The organism is Gluconobacter sp. ESL1110 (genome assembly GCF_058107395.1).
Genome location: NZ_JBYLUK010000005.1, coordinates 70,679 through 85,648, shown reverse-complemented (window position 1 = coordinate 85,648; position 14,970 = coordinate 70,679). Strand labels below are relative to the sequence as shown.

At 59.2% G+C, this 14,970-nt stretch carries 14 protein-coding genes; all 14 read right to left on the bottom strand.

The window, feature by feature from the left end:
- Positions 1-2: 2 nt before the first annotated feature.
- Genes pilO2 through AC3B6F_RS02220 form a run of 14 tightly spaced genes read right to left on the bottom strand, consistent with a single transcriptional unit; the run spans position 3 to position 14,946 of the window.
- Positions 3-1,199 carry a type 4b pilus protein PilO2 gene (gene pilO2 / locus AC3B6F_RS02285; protein WP_489823256.1) on the bottom strand — a complete coding sequence of 399 codons (1,197 nt, stop codon included), beginning with the start codon at positions 1,197-1,199 and terminating at the stop codon, positions 3-5.
- Positions 1,200-1,206: 7 nt separating this feature from the next.
- Positions 1,207-1,821, bottom strand: coding sequence for a type IV pilus biogenesis protein PilP (gene pilP, locus AC3B6F_RS02280; RefSeq protein WP_489823255.1), 615 nt, complete (start codon positions 1,819-1,821; stop codon positions 1,207-1,209).
- Positions 1,818-3,506: a pilus assembly protein PilN gene (locus AC3B6F_RS02275; protein WP_489823254.1), complete on the bottom strand. Its 1,689-nt coding sequence runs from the start codon at positions 3,504-3,506 to the stop codon at positions 1,818-1,820. The genes pilP and AC3B6F_RS02275 overlap by 4 nt, the downstream gene beginning before the upstream one ends.
- The gene (locus AC3B6F_RS02270; RefSeq protein ID WP_489823253.1) at positions 3,503-4,417 is read right to left on the bottom strand and encodes a toxin co-regulated pilus biosynthesis Q family protein; all 915 of its coding nucleotides are present in this window, start codon (positions 4,415-4,417) and stop codon (positions 3,503-3,505) included. The genes AC3B6F_RS02275 and AC3B6F_RS02270 overlap by 4 nt, the downstream gene beginning before the upstream one ends.
- The gene (locus AC3B6F_RS02265; RefSeq protein WP_249196162.1) at positions 4,414-5,367 is read right to left on the bottom strand and encodes a TrbG/VirB9 family P-type conjugative transfer protein; all 954 of its coding nucleotides are present in this window, start codon (positions 5,365-5,367) and stop codon (positions 4,414-4,416) included. Before AC3B6F_RS02265 ends, AC3B6F_RS02270 begins: the two co-directional genes overlap by 4 nt.
- Positions 5,368-5,381: 14 nt before the next feature.
- Entirely contained in the window at positions 5,382-8,540 is a 3,159-nt protein-coding gene (locus AC3B6F_RS02260; protein WP_489823252.1) for a type IV secretion protein DotO, read from the bottom strand.
- Positions 8,540-9,082, bottom strand: coding sequence for a hypothetical protein (locus AC3B6F_RS02255; RefSeq protein WP_082780044.1), 543 nt, complete (start codon positions 9,080-9,082; stop codon positions 8,540-8,542). Before AC3B6F_RS02255 ends, AC3B6F_RS02260 begins: the two co-directional genes overlap by 1 nt.
- Before the next feature lies 1 nt (position 9,083).
- The gene (locus AC3B6F_RS02250; protein ID WP_062106757.1) at positions 9,084-9,485 is read right to left on the bottom strand and encodes a hypothetical protein; all 402 of its coding nucleotides are present in this window, start codon (positions 9,483-9,485) and stop codon (positions 9,084-9,086) included.
- Between the two features lie 53 nt (positions 9,486-9,538).
- Entirely contained in the window at positions 9,539-10,084 is a 546-nt protein-coding gene (locus tag AC3B6F_RS02245) for a hypothetical protein (protein WP_062106755.1), read from the bottom strand.
- A 1-nt stretch (position 10,085) separates the two neighbouring features.
- On the bottom strand, positions 10,086-11,312 hold the full coding sequence (locus tag AC3B6F_RS02240) for a hypothetical protein (RefSeq protein ID WP_489823251.1): 1,227 nt from the start codon (positions 11,310-11,312) through the stop codon (positions 10,086-10,088).
- A 57-nt stretch (positions 11,313-11,369) separates the two neighbouring features.
- The gene (locus tag AC3B6F_RS02235; protein WP_338085341.1) at positions 11,370-12,617 is read right to left on the bottom strand and encodes a DotG/IcmE/VirB10 family type IV secretion system protein; all 1,248 of its coding nucleotides are present in this window, start codon (positions 12,615-12,617) and stop codon (positions 11,370-11,372) included.
- The gene (locus AC3B6F_RS02230; protein WP_099287112.1) at positions 12,614-13,540 is read right to left on the bottom strand and encodes a DotH/IcmK family type IV secretion protein; all 927 of its coding nucleotides are present in this window, start codon (positions 13,538-13,540) and stop codon (positions 12,614-12,616) included. Before AC3B6F_RS02230 ends, AC3B6F_RS02235 begins: the two co-directional genes overlap by 4 nt.
- Positions 13,541-14,188, bottom strand: a complete 648-nt coding sequence (locus AC3B6F_RS02225; RefSeq protein ID WP_099287111.1) for a DotI/IcmL family type IV secretion protein — start codon at positions 14,186-14,188, stop codon at positions 13,541-13,543.
- Entirely contained in the window at positions 14,188-14,946 is a 759-nt protein-coding gene (locus AC3B6F_RS02220) for a hypothetical protein (RefSeq protein WP_099287110.1), read from the bottom strand. The genes AC3B6F_RS02225 and AC3B6F_RS02220 overlap by 1 nt, the downstream gene beginning before the upstream one ends.
- Positions 14,947-14,970: the final 24 nt, after the last annotated feature.

Genomic DNA, 14,970 nt, shown 5'->3' with positions numbered 1-14,970 from the left:
GCCTAGTTTGGGGTCCGCGGGGATTGCTTCGGCGTCGTAGTGAGAGGCGCAAGCGTGTGCGTGAATGAAACCTGAATCTGCCAGGGACCCGTCCGCGACGCCGACTGGGCGGGCAGGACCGTCCGTGAAAGGGATGTGACCCTGAGGTTCCCAAAAGCGTCCCATGGAATGTCGCGAGGGTCAGTCTGCAGCGTGAAGGACATTCGGGTCGTCTCTGTGGGCACCTGTCTTCCGTCCACCAGAAGATTAAGCTTTGACGAATTGAGCGCAGGTGTAACCCCGTTGCGCTGCAGGATGCCGAGAAGCGTTCGTTCATTATAATCCGCCATCGTGTCCTGACGTTTCCTGAAGCTGTAGGACAGAGGACGGTGCGTCACGATGGCGTTTCCGTTGTCCATAAGCTCGCCGTCAGGGGCGTCAGCCATATCGCCTCCGGTTCGGTACCAATGCAGATCGATGACGTCGCCTTTGCAGGACGCATGATCCAGGGTCCATCCGGCCGCAAACGGAGAGACGGGGATCATCGAGAGGCATCCGGCGATCCATTCCGACGGAGGGGGCTCACGCTTTGCGATGACTTTTGGAACGCGTTTCGCGCTCTCTATCAGGGCTTTTCGAGCAAGCTCCCGACGTTGGTCCAGAACATGCTGATGATAGAAATACCATGCGATCCCGGTGAGGAAGAAAAGGCCGACGACAACGGCCGCAGACGTATAGAGGGGGGCCAGAGAGGTTGACCGGACCTTGAGAGGTGCGTCCGGAAGATCCTCTAAAAGCGCTTCAAATTCGCGGGACGAGAGAAGATCTCTCTGGTCGAACGGATAACCGGAGAAGGTTGAGCGAACAGCTTCGATCGCCTCTTCACGATAGACGCCGTCTGACCCCGGCAAAGGGAGCCCTTCTTCGTCGGTGGCAATGACCCAGAACTGGTCAATCCCCACCTCGTATTCGCCGTAATATCGCCCCCCGAATTTCTCGCTGATGGCGAGTGCGAGGCTATGAAACGGCTCTTTGGTGTCAACGGTATCAGCAGACAGAAACCCGACATGCTGCGGGTAAGCCCTGCTTTGCACAAAGTAGTTGCTGCTGAACGCACTGGCGACCTTGTGGACCGTCATCAGGGAGGGGGAGCGCTCAAAGCTGCGCCACCTCAGATCACCGACCCAGATCCGTCTCTCGCTGCGGATGAAGAATGCCATCGGCCCCTCAGCGCGTGTAGGTCGGTGGGGGGAGCGTGTTCGACGCGCCCGGAATGGCGATGATCTGCGTGCCGCTCGGCTGGCTGCCGGTTGCGTTCAGGCGGCTTCTGATCCCGTTTGAAGAGATCTGGACGCCTGAAGACGTCACCGCGAGCACGACGCTTCCGTCCGGTAGCGTAACCCCTTTTGAGACTTCAGAGGTGCTCCCGTCTGCAAACCTGAGAATGGCAGACGCCGTGTGATTGTATGGATCAACCAGCAAAGCGTCATAGGTGGGAGGCTTCGTCACGCTTCTGGGGATGGGGTGATCCTCATTCGGTGCCTCACGTGGGGGTGGTGAAAGCGGCGGTCCCTGCATCGTATCAAGTGCCGCCCGGGGCGCCTGTCCCTGTCCCTGCTTCTCATTCTGCTTGCGCTCGTTCGCAGCAATGGCCGTTGTCAGGTCGGACGCTGCCTTTGCCTGTTGAAGATACGTCAGACAGGCGTTGTTCTGGTCAATCTGCGCCATGCTCAGAACCTCACCTGCGGCAGGTTCGTTGAGGTGCTTTGCGCAATCGAGCGCTGCAGCGTGCGCCAGGCCAGGCAGAGTAAAAACAATCGCTGCTGTGATGAGGTGTTTCATAGGGTGCGAGCCTCGACCGTGACGACAACATGTGTTTTGGAAACCTGGGCGTCGCCGCCGCCGCCTGTGACCCAGTTCAGGGCTGACCCGACACCGTTGCGTGTCCGGGACGTTGCGTCGTCGACATATCCGCTCAGGACGAGGGTTGAACCATTCTGCAGAGCCACTGTGTCATCAAGCGACGTATTCGAGCTCTTGGGCGCCTGAAGGCTGGAGCCATTGGACGTGATCGTCTGAATCGACAGGAGTGTCTGAAGGAGGAAATTTACCCTCAGGAGAATACGGTTATCGACGATCTTCGGCGTCACCGACCCCATGAAGCCTGACATGATAACCCCTGGAGACAGCGAGTTGGCAGATCCGGCATTGGTCGCGAGTGTGGTCGTCGTATTGGCGAGATACGTCGTGTTGATACCGTTCTGGAACGGGGCTGTAACGCCGTTGGTCGTCACCACGCCCCGATCATACTGTTCGGTGACGTTTCCGAGTTGCTGAAGCGCCTGGACGACAAACTTGGTCCCGGAGAACTGTCCTGTTGCTCCGGTCGCCGTGTCGAGAATGGACGCGCCGAAGCTGAAGGGGGTGTCCGCACTCTGCAGGGCCGGGATCGCAGCAGGCATCGCTGCCATTCCGAACGCCTTGCCGTAGTTCTTGAGGGCAAGCTGCGGGCTCCATCCGTAATTGCTCTCATGGGAGACTTTGACGGTATAGACGTGGACTTCGACCGCGACCTGTTTCATCAGGCCATCGTTCAGGTTCTTCATCCAGTCATCGACACGTGCAATCTGGTCAGGCGTTCCGGTGGCCGACAGTGTGCCCAGGCCTTCATCCGCGACGACGCTTGCCCCTCCTGATACGATCTGCGCAGTGTGTTCGATGGTCTTCCAGCGATTGGTCTTACTGGTGCTCGATACCGAGGCGATGCCAGAAGATTGTCCTGAAGACTGACCAGACAAGCTTCCTGAGCCGGAAGACGACCCACCGCCTCCCATGCTTCCCGATGATGACCCTGAGGATCCTGAGCCGCCACCTGTATAGGCTATGATGGACGTGCTGGCCTGTGTGTCACCCGCAAAGGCAGGGACGGTAAAGGTCTTGGTAAGCGTGCGGTAAAACTCGACATGGCCGTCGACGAACCGCTGCCAGACCCCAAAGCGCGTAGCGAGAGCCTGGAACACGCCTTCGCGTGTGCCGTCATACTTTAGCCAGTCACCGCTGCCGCTCCAGCCCTGCTTCGCACTCCTCCCCTTGTTTCCCAGGGCGGCCGACATGGCTGACATCACTGGCGGCGGGGGGAGATTTGTGCCGTTGAAACTGACGGATCGGGCTGTCTCCGTACCGATCTCGCTACCATCGTCAGCATCCTCCGCATCCGGCCTGATTCTGACAGGAACGCTTGTCAGGCGGCTGGCCAGAATGGCCGCGTCCCGAAGCGACGTGGGGCGCGCGATCGTTATGGCGGCGGGATGTTTCAGGAGGTCTGGAATGGGATCGACATCCTTAATCGCGTCACCAAGAAGCCAGGGCTTGTCGCTCTCTGAAATGACCGGGATGTTCGGGACGTGCTGACGCTCGGCCGTGTTCATGACATCGGCTTCGCGATGCTGGGCGTCCTGGAAGTCCTGGCATCCGGAGAGAAGTGTGCCGGCTGCCAGTGTTGCCAGGAATGTGGTGCGTAGTTTCATCGGCCGCCTCCTGGCGAAGTTACAACGAGGTATCTGTTAGGGGTGTGGAACTCCGCCCGAATGGACTTCCCTTCGTCCGATACTGTCTGGATGACGGACGACATGACGGTTTTGAAATCACCGTTGAAGGTCGTCATGGCCGGCACCATCCAGTTCAGGGAGGCTGGCCAGCTGATCTTCCAGCCAGCGCGGTCAGCCCAGGCCATCATCTGGTCCCGGATGGGTTGCCCTTCCACAAGCGTCCAGACTTCCGCAGGGGGCTGAAGCTTCACCAGCGCCGGATGCTCCGGATCCACGGGTGCCCGGACAGGGAGTGGCTTGGCTTCGACCTCATCCGGATGGGGTTGAATGACGGGGTTTTGTGGGGCCAGCTGGACTGGACCGGGTGGTGGCGTCTGCTGAGGTTTTTCAGGGGCAGGCGGCCCCGAAACCAGAACGTCCTGTTCAGGGATCTGGAGCGTCAGGGACGCACCGCTCCGAAGGCTGCAGCTGCCCTTGCGCCTCAAAGCTCCGGCGTTGTCATGTCCGTAAAGACAGGTGGCAACAGCATCTTCGACATCCAGTTCCACCAGAAGATCCGCCCCCAGGGGAGAGACGGCATAGCGCACGGTCTGCGCCCCCGGATATGGCATGCCCTGTGGTGAGAGAGCGAAGCCCCGCTCGCGCAGGGTGTCCGTCAGCAGGATCTGGGCGTGAGCGTCATCCGGGCCGATATAGGGTGCGAGGCGCAGGACTGTTCGCCCTGCATCCAGACTATGTGCAAGGATGTCCGCAATGAAGACGGTGAGGGCGGACGTGTCTCGAAAGCCCGCTCCGCTGATGTGGGACGTTTGTGACGGCGGAACTTCGGTGCAAGCGCTCAGGAAAGCGAGCAGCGACGCCACTGTGAGAGCATAAGGACGGCGCGTCATGCCTTTCCTCCATGAGAGATGCGAATTGTAGGAGAGCCGGGGTCGTTACCGATCAACAGGGCGTCAGTGACGGGTAGATCGACGACGTAAGAGTCACCGACCGTTCGGTACGGCTGGGTTGCGGTGGTGGAGGGTGACAGCACAACCAGACGAGGGGCGCTGTTGATCCCACCGGGCGGAAACTGAATGTAGGTATGATCGCCCTCGCGGTAGATCCGCAGAGGCTTCCATCCCGGGCTGCTGCCCGTCATGTGGAAGTCAAAATCTGGCGTATTCCGCCTGGCCAGCGCCTCTGGCGACGGCGGCGGCTCGGGCTGCGTCTGCGGATCGCCCGAAGCATAGCTGTAGGCAATGCTGCGCATTGAAGGGCCGACGGGATCAAGAATGACGATATAAGAGCGTCGACTGGTCGAGAAGCGCAGGATGGACTGCCTGGCGGCCGGGTCAGGCGTGAGTGCGACGGCCCATGCAGCGTGAATGCCGTGTGTTCCACGCACAAGATCTGTCCGCCATCCGGCTTTTGGCTCTACAGCAAGGGCCTCACTTGCGACTGTCTCACCCGGCTGAAGGCGAAGAATGCAGAGGGCACTTGGCGCGCAGCGCACCCGTGCATAGCCATCGCCGTAAGCGAACCACGTCAGGCCCGCTTTGCCAGCAAGCGGGCTGGCTTCATGCGATGCAGCCGGTGGGGATGTTACCGGCGGCGAAGATGCCTGGGCTTGTGGCGCGAGATTGATCGGGTGGGAGGGCGTGACAGCAAGCGCGGTTGTTTGTCGAACCGGTGTATCGATCCTCTGATTCAGGCTCCCCAAAAAGCCGTTGATACGATCAAGGCTTTTTTGCAGGGCCAGCTCGGGTGACGGCATCCCCGGAACATCGACTGTCACCGGGGTCTCGGTATTCTCACCCGCACACCCGCTGAGCGCTGCAAGACCGACGAGCGGAAGCATGAAAAGAGCGTTCTTCATGCTGTTAGTGTGGCGGACTCCTTTGTGAGTGCGGACAGTTCGTCTTCAGAAGGCATCCGGATGACCGTACCCAGCCCAACACCATCCCTGAGTTCTCTGGCAATGTCCTCGATCACGCCGCCGAGGGCGGTGCTTGAATCCTGACCGGCTTTCATCCGGACGTCTTCGCGACGCTCGATTTCCTGCTCGGCCGACCCCCGTGGGAAAACCCTTGCGAGGCGTCGACGTGCTTCCGTCGTTCCTAACGCGTCATAAAGGCGGCGGCGCAGCGCCGTGTCCTTTGGACTGGTGGAGAGAGCCCAGAGTTCAATCGGCCCCATGAGATTGAGAACGAACAGCTCGTAGAGCTCGTGATTTACGCGCGTCTGCCAGATGAGTGGGGCACCGCTTCCATCGGCGCGAGGGCCGTTCAGTCCATTGCGTACGATGGCCTGCGCAGCTGAACTCAGGCGGAACCGTGTGCAGATCTCATTGGCTTCGTCTTCGTCGCCTGCCCCCAGGATGAAGCGACCGGTCGAGTGAGAGATGAGATAGTCCCCAAAGTCGGCGAGCTTCTGGCTGGCAAGGCCGATTTTTACGTTGAGCTTCGCGCCGCGCCGTGCCGCCTCTTCGAACTGCTTTTGCACGAACGGGGCACCTGCGGTTCTCTGGAACTCGTCGCACTCAATCCGCTTGAAGCTTTCCCGAAACTCCTCGAAACGCTTGCGATGATACGGACGCACATGGAGAGGGACGTATTGGGCATCCTCTGGATGTAGGAAGAAGTTGCGCGAAGCGATCTGAAACCCCAGAAGATACATAAGATCTGTCTGGCGCTGTGCCTCTCCCTGACCCTCCGGCGCGACCCGGTCAATGTCGATGACCACAATCCGCGCCTCTCCAAGATCCAGACGTGTGGGCTTTGTCAGACTTGGAAATTTTGCGACGAAGTGATTGAGGTATCGTCGGAAGACGTCAATGGAGGACTCTGCGCCGCCTGTCGGGTTCGTCTTGTCGAACTCCATGCGGATGCGCTCTTCACGCACGACCTCGACGAGATCGCCGATAACCGGAACGGCAAACTGTGTTGCGCGGTGCGCCATGCGCATGTCGCCGGCGTTTGCCAGCAGGTCTGCAACTTCCCACCAGGACGTATTCCGCGTCGCCACAAGACGATGATGCGCAAGAGCCGCGTCGATGCCCGAGCGATCAACGCCCTCACGGTACATCTTTGGCCGCACAGAGGGTCCCGTGTCAGAGAAGTATTCATACGCGGCCGTTATGAGCGCGTCGATCAGCTGGTTCATGCCCTCGAAGTCTGAGCCATCCAGCGGCTTGCAGATCTGCGCGATGAAATTGGTCAGAAACGTGCGGTGATAGGGCAGCGGTGCCCGGCAGCATGTTTCGGTATCGAAAATATTGTAAGCGTGTGCGTCAATCAGCTGAAACGGAATATGGATTGCAAGGTGCCGGTCTTCCTGTCGCAAGCCGGCCTTGACCATATCGATAAACCCTGAAGACGAATCTCCAACGTCCATCTTGCCGATCAGGGGCAGTTTGGCGCCTTGAGCTGTCATTGCAGCAGGGCTCAGAACCGTGGCCAGCAGGAGGGCATTGGCCAGCATGGATTTGCCGCGACGAGAAGGCGCTACGAACAGGTCAAGTACCGCCTCGCGCCCTGAGCCAGCAGGGTCATAAGGAACCACGGTGCCGTCGTTCGCACGAAACAGCATTGCGCCGTCGGCCCAGGGCATCCCTGGCCTGGCCCATGGCATCATCGTCAGAATCTGGGACATCGGGCCAGGGGTCGGAGGTGCGGTCGAGGCAAGGGCGATCCCGGGGACGGAAGACAGCACACCCGCAAGCGGATCTCCACACACGCGGCTGGCCTGAGCACTGTCCCAGGACTGGATGGCCTGCTCCAGCCTTGAGGCGCGGGTGCGGAGTGTCTCGGTGTCACCGGCGTTCGAGCGGGTGGCGAAGGCCATGCGCAGCTTGACGATGCTGTCACTCTGGCTGTTACGCATGGCCTTCAGCTCTTCGAACCCGGAATTGATGGGGGTGTTGGAGCCGAATTTCAGGAACTGAGCGATCGTATCCTTCCACATCATGTAACCCGGTCGCACGCCTTCGATCAAAGCTGTCGCGCGCCATGGTATGCGACGACCCGACAGACGTGCCGCAAGCTCGGTAAAAGTCGGAACCGGCTTGTTGCTGACGCCCGGCACCGGCATTTCGGGTACACGCGTCAGCTCGATGGGGCTCCAGTCGAACACACCTATTCGGGCGGTCGAAAAATCAGGAGTGGCAGCATCGTCACGAAAGAGCTGTTCGCGCAACGGGGGCCATAAGGCCGCCGACGCATCAGGGGGCGCGTCAGTCTCCGGAATGGTTTCACCCGGGCTGCGAAGCGGCGTGGAGGGGGTCCACGAAGAGCCTAACGTATCGGGGTAGAGTTCGTGGCGAATGGCCTGAAGACCCTCTTCGGGGCTGAGAATATCGACCTGCACAGCCTCAGCACTCAGAGCATCGCAAGTGCCCTGAACGAAGGTCTGATGGATGGTGCCGAGTTCGAGGCTTCCCAAAAGTGGGTTCTGTGCATCACTAAGCGGCGGCAGACCCTTGAGGCGGTTGGCCCGCTCGCGCTTCGCCTGTGACACCTCCTGCGATGACAGGCATGCAGGTCTTGTCCAGAGCACAAGATACGTGCGCTCCTGACGCATGAAGGGCGGAAGCACCTTCTGTCGTTCGGTGAAGATATCTTCGAAATCGGCGTTCAGCGCACCTGCAACGGTCCGTCGTTCATCGAGGTTTCGCCGGATGCTCTCACCGACACCCTCAGGATCGGCGACATAGCAGAACTGCAACGCATGCCCGGGTCGGCTGAACTGACTACCTAGAGCCAGACGAAGTCGCGAGGATGCCGCGGCGATTTCAGCGCCGTTGGCAATGCGCCGCATTCCTCGCAGGCTGATGACGGTGGCGTAATCGCCCTGGAACGTGATCAGGCCGAGTTGATCGCAGGTTGCCAGATCGCAGAACGATGTCACGTCCCGGTGCAGATAGGTAGAGGCGGCGGCAATCCAGCGCAGGACACCATCAAGGAAGGAGGCTCTGGACCGGGGAAGACGGGGGCTTTCCTGCTCGTCTGAGTGCGCAGGTTTTTTACGTAACATCAGCGTGCCACTGCCCATTCTTGAGCCGCGTCGAGATAGCGGCGCGGATTATCTGGAAACCACGTGCCCTTCATGAGGATCCGCAGTCCTGTTTCATGGGCTTCCGGAAGAGGGTTACGAGAGAGGCTCTTCAGAGCGGATCGATACAGAGACGGGCGGTCCGTTCCGATTTTCTCCACGGCCCCGAGGCGGCAGGAGAGAAGCGCCTCGAAGGCACGCTTTGCGCTGAGCGCCTGACCAGTAAGCGACTGGTCGTGAACGGTATGGTCAGTTGCTCTTGCCGCTACATGAAGCGCTGTGACGCAACGCCCCAGAGCGCCTTGATCCAGGTGAGGAAGCCATATCAGGGTCGCAACATCGTCTATACCTGGCTCATCAAGGGCAAAGGCCGGAGCACAGGTCAGGCAGAGGGGTCTGCCTGCCACGCTGACTACCGCGAGCATGTGCTCGCAGCAGGTGCAGTGCCCGCTAGATGGTGCCTTCAGGTCCTCGACCATCAGCTTGTTTTTGCCGGTTGAGACGAGTGGACGGGACGACGGCATCTTACTTGTCGAACTTCATCTGCTGCTGCTCGCCTGTGACGCTCGGTGCGGTACCAAACATCGTGAAGGACGCAGTCTTGGCGAGGAACGGAAAAGCCAGCAGGATGCCGCCGCAGATAAAGCCAGCCATGATCATGCCCGGCTTTGATCCTGCGTTCGGATTCCGTTGATGCTGCCACCAGCCGAAAACCGCCATCGCAAGCAGAATGCCACCGCCAATAAAGCAGAAGGCGTTCAGCGCCATGCCAAAGGCGTTCATCCCCTTCTGGGTTGCATCACGCGTGATGTCGTCAATAGCCTGAGCATGTGCTGCGGAAGCGAAAGCAAGAGATGACAATGCGGCAAGCGAAGGGGCCGCGACCATCAGGGAACGCTTCAGGTGTGTGTGGGAGGTCTGTGTCATAATGACTCCGGAATAGACGCTCTCGGCGTCAACTGTAGGGTGAAGGTGTGGGGTCACTGCACAAGCTTCAGTTCTTTGAGGAGTGCAGGACCAAGGACGTCTGCGTTCATCACGAGGAATCCCGCTATTCCCATGACCATGTTCAGGCCGGTGGAACTGTTGTTCGCGCCTTTCGCCCGGCCCATCTGACGCACGATCGCGAAATAGACGATCAGCGCGCCATAGGCTGCGAAATAGACATGAAAGACATTGAGGATGGCCGTCAGGGCAGCCAGCGGGCCGCCTTGGGCCGCCGTCATCAGGGTATCTGAAGAGAAGCTCATCTTGGTCGGTGTGCCGATGCCCGCATTGCCCTCGAAACCGAGGGTTCGGTTTCCCATATTGAGGAACTCGGGAAACGACAGGAAAGTCGCACCGACAAGGATCATCATCTCCGGAACCACGCCCTTGGAGAGTAATCCGTTACTGATGGATGAGCGCTGAAAAATACCCATAACGCCGCTCAGAAGAAAGCAGCCTCCGCCGACGTAGCAGAGAAACGGGAGCAGCCAGGACAGCGCGGCACCAAGATCCTGAGCGAAGTCGAAGAGCCCCTCCATTTTAGTGGATCAGGCCTTTTGGAGTGCGCACGACCCATCGCGAGCCTGAAGACGTGATCGTGATGACGGGCCCCCAACCGGGTATAACGGAGCCGGCCTCGACGCGACTGGCATTGCCCTGTTCGTCTTGAAGAATGGCAATTCCTGGCGCTCCTGCCTGCACTGTGTACTGGGGCAGATGAACAGGGGTGGGTTTCGGCGCGCTGGGTTCGGCGGAAAGGTGAGGCAGCGCGACATTTACGACCCGAGACGCAATGGGTGCGGCGTTGCTGTGGTCATGAGCAGGATGGAGGAGCGCAGACTGGCTCGCCTGGAGTGCGCGATCTGTCTGGTCTTCGTGATGCTGAAGTTCGTCAAGACGTCCCTTGAACTCGCCAAGACCGCGGTTTAGCGCCCCCGTCAGATTGTCCTGCATGGCATCGACGTTTTTCTGCAAGGCCGCGACATGATCGTCCAACGCCTTCAGCTGTTTGGCCATCTCGAGCTCGAGAGCTGCGTCCGGAGACGAGGATGCAGGTGACGCGACAGAAGGCACGGGTGCTGCGGCCGGAGCTACTGACACGACCGGCTGTGTCTGAGGTGCAGGTGCCGCCTGGCTCGTCGGAACCGCTGGGGCGTTCGGCGTTTGGTCCGCGACAGCGGGCGTCGTGGAGATGGTAGGAGCCGCTTTGACTGCCGCAGGCTTCGGGGCGGCAGGGGGGTCGATAGGGGCTGACATGCCCTCGCCTGCGAAAGGGTCGTCGCTTTGAGCTACCAATGGCTCCTGGGCCTGTTTCTCTGACACATCGGGCGTGCCGAGCGTTGGTGGCGTCAGCGCCAAGGGTTCCTTCCGAGCAGAAGCCACGGCAGGCACGTTCGATCTGGAGGGTACCGATACGCGTGCCGTGTCATTTACGAAAGGGATCGGAACGCCGAAATGCGCACCGACGGCCACAGCACCGCCAAGAAGACCTCCTGTCCCGAGCAACGCCAGCGCCGTTCCGACCAGTAGCCGAGTTCGTGGCGCGCGCGTGACGTGATGTTCCTCGTTACTTTGCGCATTCCGAGGCTTGCGGCGGTTCTCTGCCGCTGCCTCGGGCGCATGCGCCCGGGTACCCGGCAGCTCCGTCTCCTGTGGTATCGGGGCGTCTTCGGCCTGTGTGCCGGGCTGGTCTGGGGAGCGCTTCTGGGGCCGCAGAATCTCAACAACCCCTCCTGTGTCCTCACGGCGCATTGCGTTTCCTCGCATGCTAATGGTCCCTCCTGTATCGTGATTGCAGGATGCCAGAGGCCGTTGTGAGTGCAGTCAGGGGACGTCGACGGGGTCCGTGAAAATCACTCCGATAGGATCGTCCTTGTGCAAAAGGACCGTGGGGTTCTGCGGCGTTTGTTTTTGCAGGAGCTGGCCCATCTCCTGTCCGGCCCGTCCGGCACCGACGGCAAGCTGTTGAGGCAACGTCAGATGCGTAAACGAACTTACGCCAAGCCCGCTTGTGACGCTGTTTGTGTTTGAGTTCTGCATGGCGTTGCCAAGACCTTCGACAAAAGCAGCAGCGGCCGGAAGAAAGATGCGCGTCGCGAGATGCTCCTGAACTTCCGAAGCGAGGCCCGTTTCCATGGTGTCGGGTGCCACAGCATAAGCCGAGACCGGCAAAGGATCGCTGTCCCCGATCATAAGTTTATCGAACTTGATAACCAGCCGTTCGTCTTTGCGTTCAAAGGAGCCAGACAGCCTGTCGTGGGCCAGTGGTCCTGAATCAACTTCGACGAGTACGGGCGTGCCGGGATAGTCGCTATTGATGCCGAGTACGGAATGACCATAGACGCCTCGTCCTGCGGCAAGGAGCCTGTGGGTTGCCGGTTTTACCGTCGCCGCATTTTGTTGTGCAGCACTTGCGCTTGATGGAGAGGACTGCGGCTCTTGGGTAAAAGAGGCGTTCGCCTGCTTATGGGCGCTCGCTGCGACAGATTCGGCCGGAAGTTCCATGTCCAATGAGCCCGCCCGTCCGCTCCATGCTGCCAAAAGCTCGACCTCCTGCGCTTCGGAAAGTTCTCCCGGTCGCCGCACACGGCTGGCCGGTGGTGCTGGGGCGGCCTTTGTTCCTGCTGGAGCGCGCGTGAACTGGTTCACTGCGGGCGGTGGCGACGTGTGGGCTGTACCAGGCGGGGTGACGCCAGCTTGTGTTGCCGAACCCGTACCGGGCATCCCATTCAAAAGTGGCGCCTTATCGTCCCCAAGAGGCCTGTTTGTTGTCAGCGCACTCGCAAAAGATTTTCCATGGGCCTTAGCAGCATCGGCATCGGCCTTTTCTTTTTGGAGCGTCGCGCTGTCCAGCTTGTCGGAATGATTATTGCCTCCCGCAGGTGGCGCAAGGTTCGGGGTCTGCAACGCTGCCGATTTCGGTTTCGGCGCAGATCCGTGGCTCATGATGTACCACCCGCCCGCGGCGAAAAGCAGGAGGCCCGCAGCCGCAAAGGCGGGGCGGCGGGAGGACTTGATACTGGTTGCAAAGCCGCGAGCGGCCGAGCTCGGTCCTGATGGGGCGTCGGTCACGGGCCATCCTCCGAAAGTGTAGCTGAGACAATCCGGGCACCTGAGGACAACAGCACCTTTGATGTCTGCGGGATCTCATAGATTCCGACGTCGTATTCAGATTCATGAGCGGTTGGAGCTGGAGAAATCGGCGTGTAATCCGTGCGGAGGTACATTTTGTCCCCCAGCTTCCACGCTCTGATCCGATCCGGACTCACGCCAGAAACGACTAATGGAACAGCATCAGCGGGCGGTGCGCCATCGAGCATCGCGTCCAGATTGCGATCACCTGTGGCGGGCGCGTCGGGTTCAAGGTTCGGGGCGTCTTTTGCGTTTGGTCCGCGTGCAGCAACCCGCACAGTCAGGTCCGCGTCGTAGGTTCCCGTGCCACTGATAACCATAAATGATATTGGCTTTGGGGCTCCCTTGAGGTTGACCAGGAGACCACCGTGGGCATATCGCGAAATGGGCGTGAGCTGCAGAACATTAGACCCCGCTTCCGGTACGCAGGCGTTGATACCCACACTCCGCACGGCCGAGTTTTGCCCCTGTCCCTGTGCATCGCAGCCACCGCTTTTGTTGGTGGCAATATTCCACGCAATTGGCCATGCTTGGCCTGTTTCATCAAGAAACGTGATCGCTGCGGGATAATCCTGCGCAATTCTGATAATGTTGGTTTGAGCGCCGGGAGCGAGGGACACACGAACCGAACGGGATGCCGGAGTGGCGAGCCGATGCGGGTCGTCTTGCGCATCAAGGTTTCTTTGGCCCTGATCGAACCGGTCATAGAGGTTTTGCATCGCACTCGGCGGTGGCGGCAAACCCTCATAAATGGGATCAACCCGTGGCGCTCCATTGCTGTCCCGCGTGGTCTGTGCGCAGACCACCGTGTCGGGAACCGCTAGTAGCAGAATCCCGAGAACCATTTTGATTGCGACGTGCATTCAGCCCCCGTTATCGGCGGCGCGAGGCGCATTGAGTTCGGTGATGACAAGCCCATCAGGATGCTCGGGACTGTTGGTGCGCCTGATGGTTACGTCAACCGCCAGAAGATTGGTGGTCGAGCCCGACGCATTTTCCCATTTGAGCAGCATCGGAAATGAAACATGCCACTCATAGTCGCCCGTTCTTGTTTTTCCTTCGGAACGTATCGATGGCGCACTCTTCGGTGTGGCAGTCAGGAAAACACGTTTGGACTTAATAAACTCGATATTACCCGGCCCGGAGAAGGACTGGCCCCAGGCATTCCATGCGGGAAGGTCGAAGTCTTTGGCAGAGTTGTCCAGATGCTTCGCATAATTCACGAAATCCATCGTGTAGAGATTGGTGACTTTCCTGGCGGCCCAATTGATCACCTCGGAATCCGAAAAATAAGGTTGATCCGTGACGATTAGCTCGCGGGGTTTCCCAAGTGAGTCATGGTAAATGTAGCGAACATGCGGTGTTTTCATTACCAACACCGTGAGCGCCAATCCAAGAATGACGTTCAGCACGAGACTTCCTGAAAACGCGATGAGTCCACGTTTGATGACGCGCTGAAGAAACTCGGGATCAAGAAGTCTTCGGCTGATAGCAGCAGACGCATTACGCATCAGTGAAAGCATCCGGATGCGCGTTTTTCGACGAGGCGACTGCCAAGGTAGCTGTAATGCTGCTGGCGACGGTCTTTCGGGTGCTGGAAGAAAACTGTGTTCGTGATGCCACAGGTCCGCGCGATCATCTGACTGGCGAGTGTTGCATTTTCGGCAACAGAAAATGGATTTTCGGTGGGAGATTTCCGTAACAAAGTGAAACCGGCCCGGCTTGGAAGGCCTGCTCTCTTCGCAGCCATGCAGACAGTATTATACTTCAGGCCGAAGTATTCAGAGATAAAGGCTGGTGAGTAGAGCCGCTTCCAGAGATCGGCCAGAAGATGCAGAGAATGGGTGTTCCAGATGGCTCTCCCAGACGCGGTTTTCGGGAAGACCCCTAATGTTGCAGATGCGAGACCCTGATCGAGCTTGGGAGCAATAAGCTGGTTTTTTCGCGCTTCTGCCGCACGTTGGCGCTTGAGCGTAAGCGGACGCCGGAGCCCGAGGCGCTTTGCCTTGTTCGTGACAGCCTGCGGAGTTCTTCCGATCCTTTCGGCAATGACTGTGATCGCCGTGTCGGTCGGATAGCATTTTACGAGCGCGTTCGTCTCATCCTGAGACCATAACCTTCTGGTGTTCGAGCGCTTTAACGAAGTTTCTTTGCGTTCTATTAATACTTTTGTACCTGTCAGTAGGCGAGATATTCTTTCGGTAGGCACATTAGCCCATGGAAGAACCATGCTATGATGGAACGTCACTTCGTTATTCCTTGCCTGCATGGTATTCTATACATCCGGTAGATC

Bases quoted from the DNA above. Each gene is read 5' to 3' on its own strand.
- AC3B6F_RS02225 (WP_099287111.1), bottom strand. From the start codon at position 14,188: ATGCGTAATGCGTCTGCTGCTATCAGCCGAAGACTTCTTGATCCCGAG.
- AC3B6F_RS02255 (WP_082780044.1), bottom strand. From the start codon at position 9,082: ATGCCGTCGTCCCGTCCACTCGTCTCAACCGGCAAAAACAAGCTGATG.
- AC3B6F_RS02250 (WP_062106757.1), bottom strand. From the start codon at position 9,485: ATGACACAGACCTCCCACACACACCTGAAGCGTTCCCTGATGGTCGCG.
- AC3B6F_RS02270 (WP_489823253.1), bottom strand. From the start codon at position 4,417: ATGACGCGCCGTCCTTATGCTCTCACAGTGGCGTCGCTGCTCGCTTTC.
- pilO2 (WP_489823256.1), bottom strand. From the start codon at position 1,199: ATGGCATTCTTCATCCGCAGCGAGAGACGGATCTGGGTCGGTGATCTG.
- AC3B6F_RS02260 (WP_489823252.1), bottom strand. From the start codon at position 8,540: ATGTTACGTAAAAAACCTGCGCACTCAGACGAGCAGGAAAGCCCCCGT.
- AC3B6F_RS02230 (WP_099287112.1), bottom strand. From the start codon at position 13,540: ATGCACGTCGCAATCAAAATGGTTCTCGGGATTCTGCTACTAGCGGTT.
- AC3B6F_RS02275 (WP_489823254.1), bottom strand. From the start codon at position 3,506: ATGAAACTACGCACCACATTCCTGGCAACACTGGCAGCCGGCACACTT.
- AC3B6F_RS02240 (WP_489823251.1), bottom strand. From the start codon at position 11,312: ATGCGAGGAAACGCAATGCGCCGTGAGGACACAGGAGGGGTTGTTGAG.
- AC3B6F_RS02245 (WP_062106755.1), bottom strand. From the start codon at position 10,084: ATGGAGGGGCTCTTCGACTTCGCTCAGGATCTTGGTGCCGCGCTGTCC.
- AC3B6F_RS02265 (WP_249196162.1), bottom strand. From the start codon at position 5,367: ATGCTTCCGCTCGTCGGTCTTGCAGCGCTCAGCGGGTGTGCGGGTGAG.
- pilP (WP_489823255.1), bottom strand. From the start codon at position 1,821: ATGAAACACCTCATCACAGCAGCGATTGTTTTTACTCTGCCTGGCCTG.
- AC3B6F_RS02220 (WP_099287110.1), bottom strand. From the start codon at position 14,946: ATGCAGGCAAGGAATAACGAAGTGACGTTCCATCATAGCATGGTTCTT.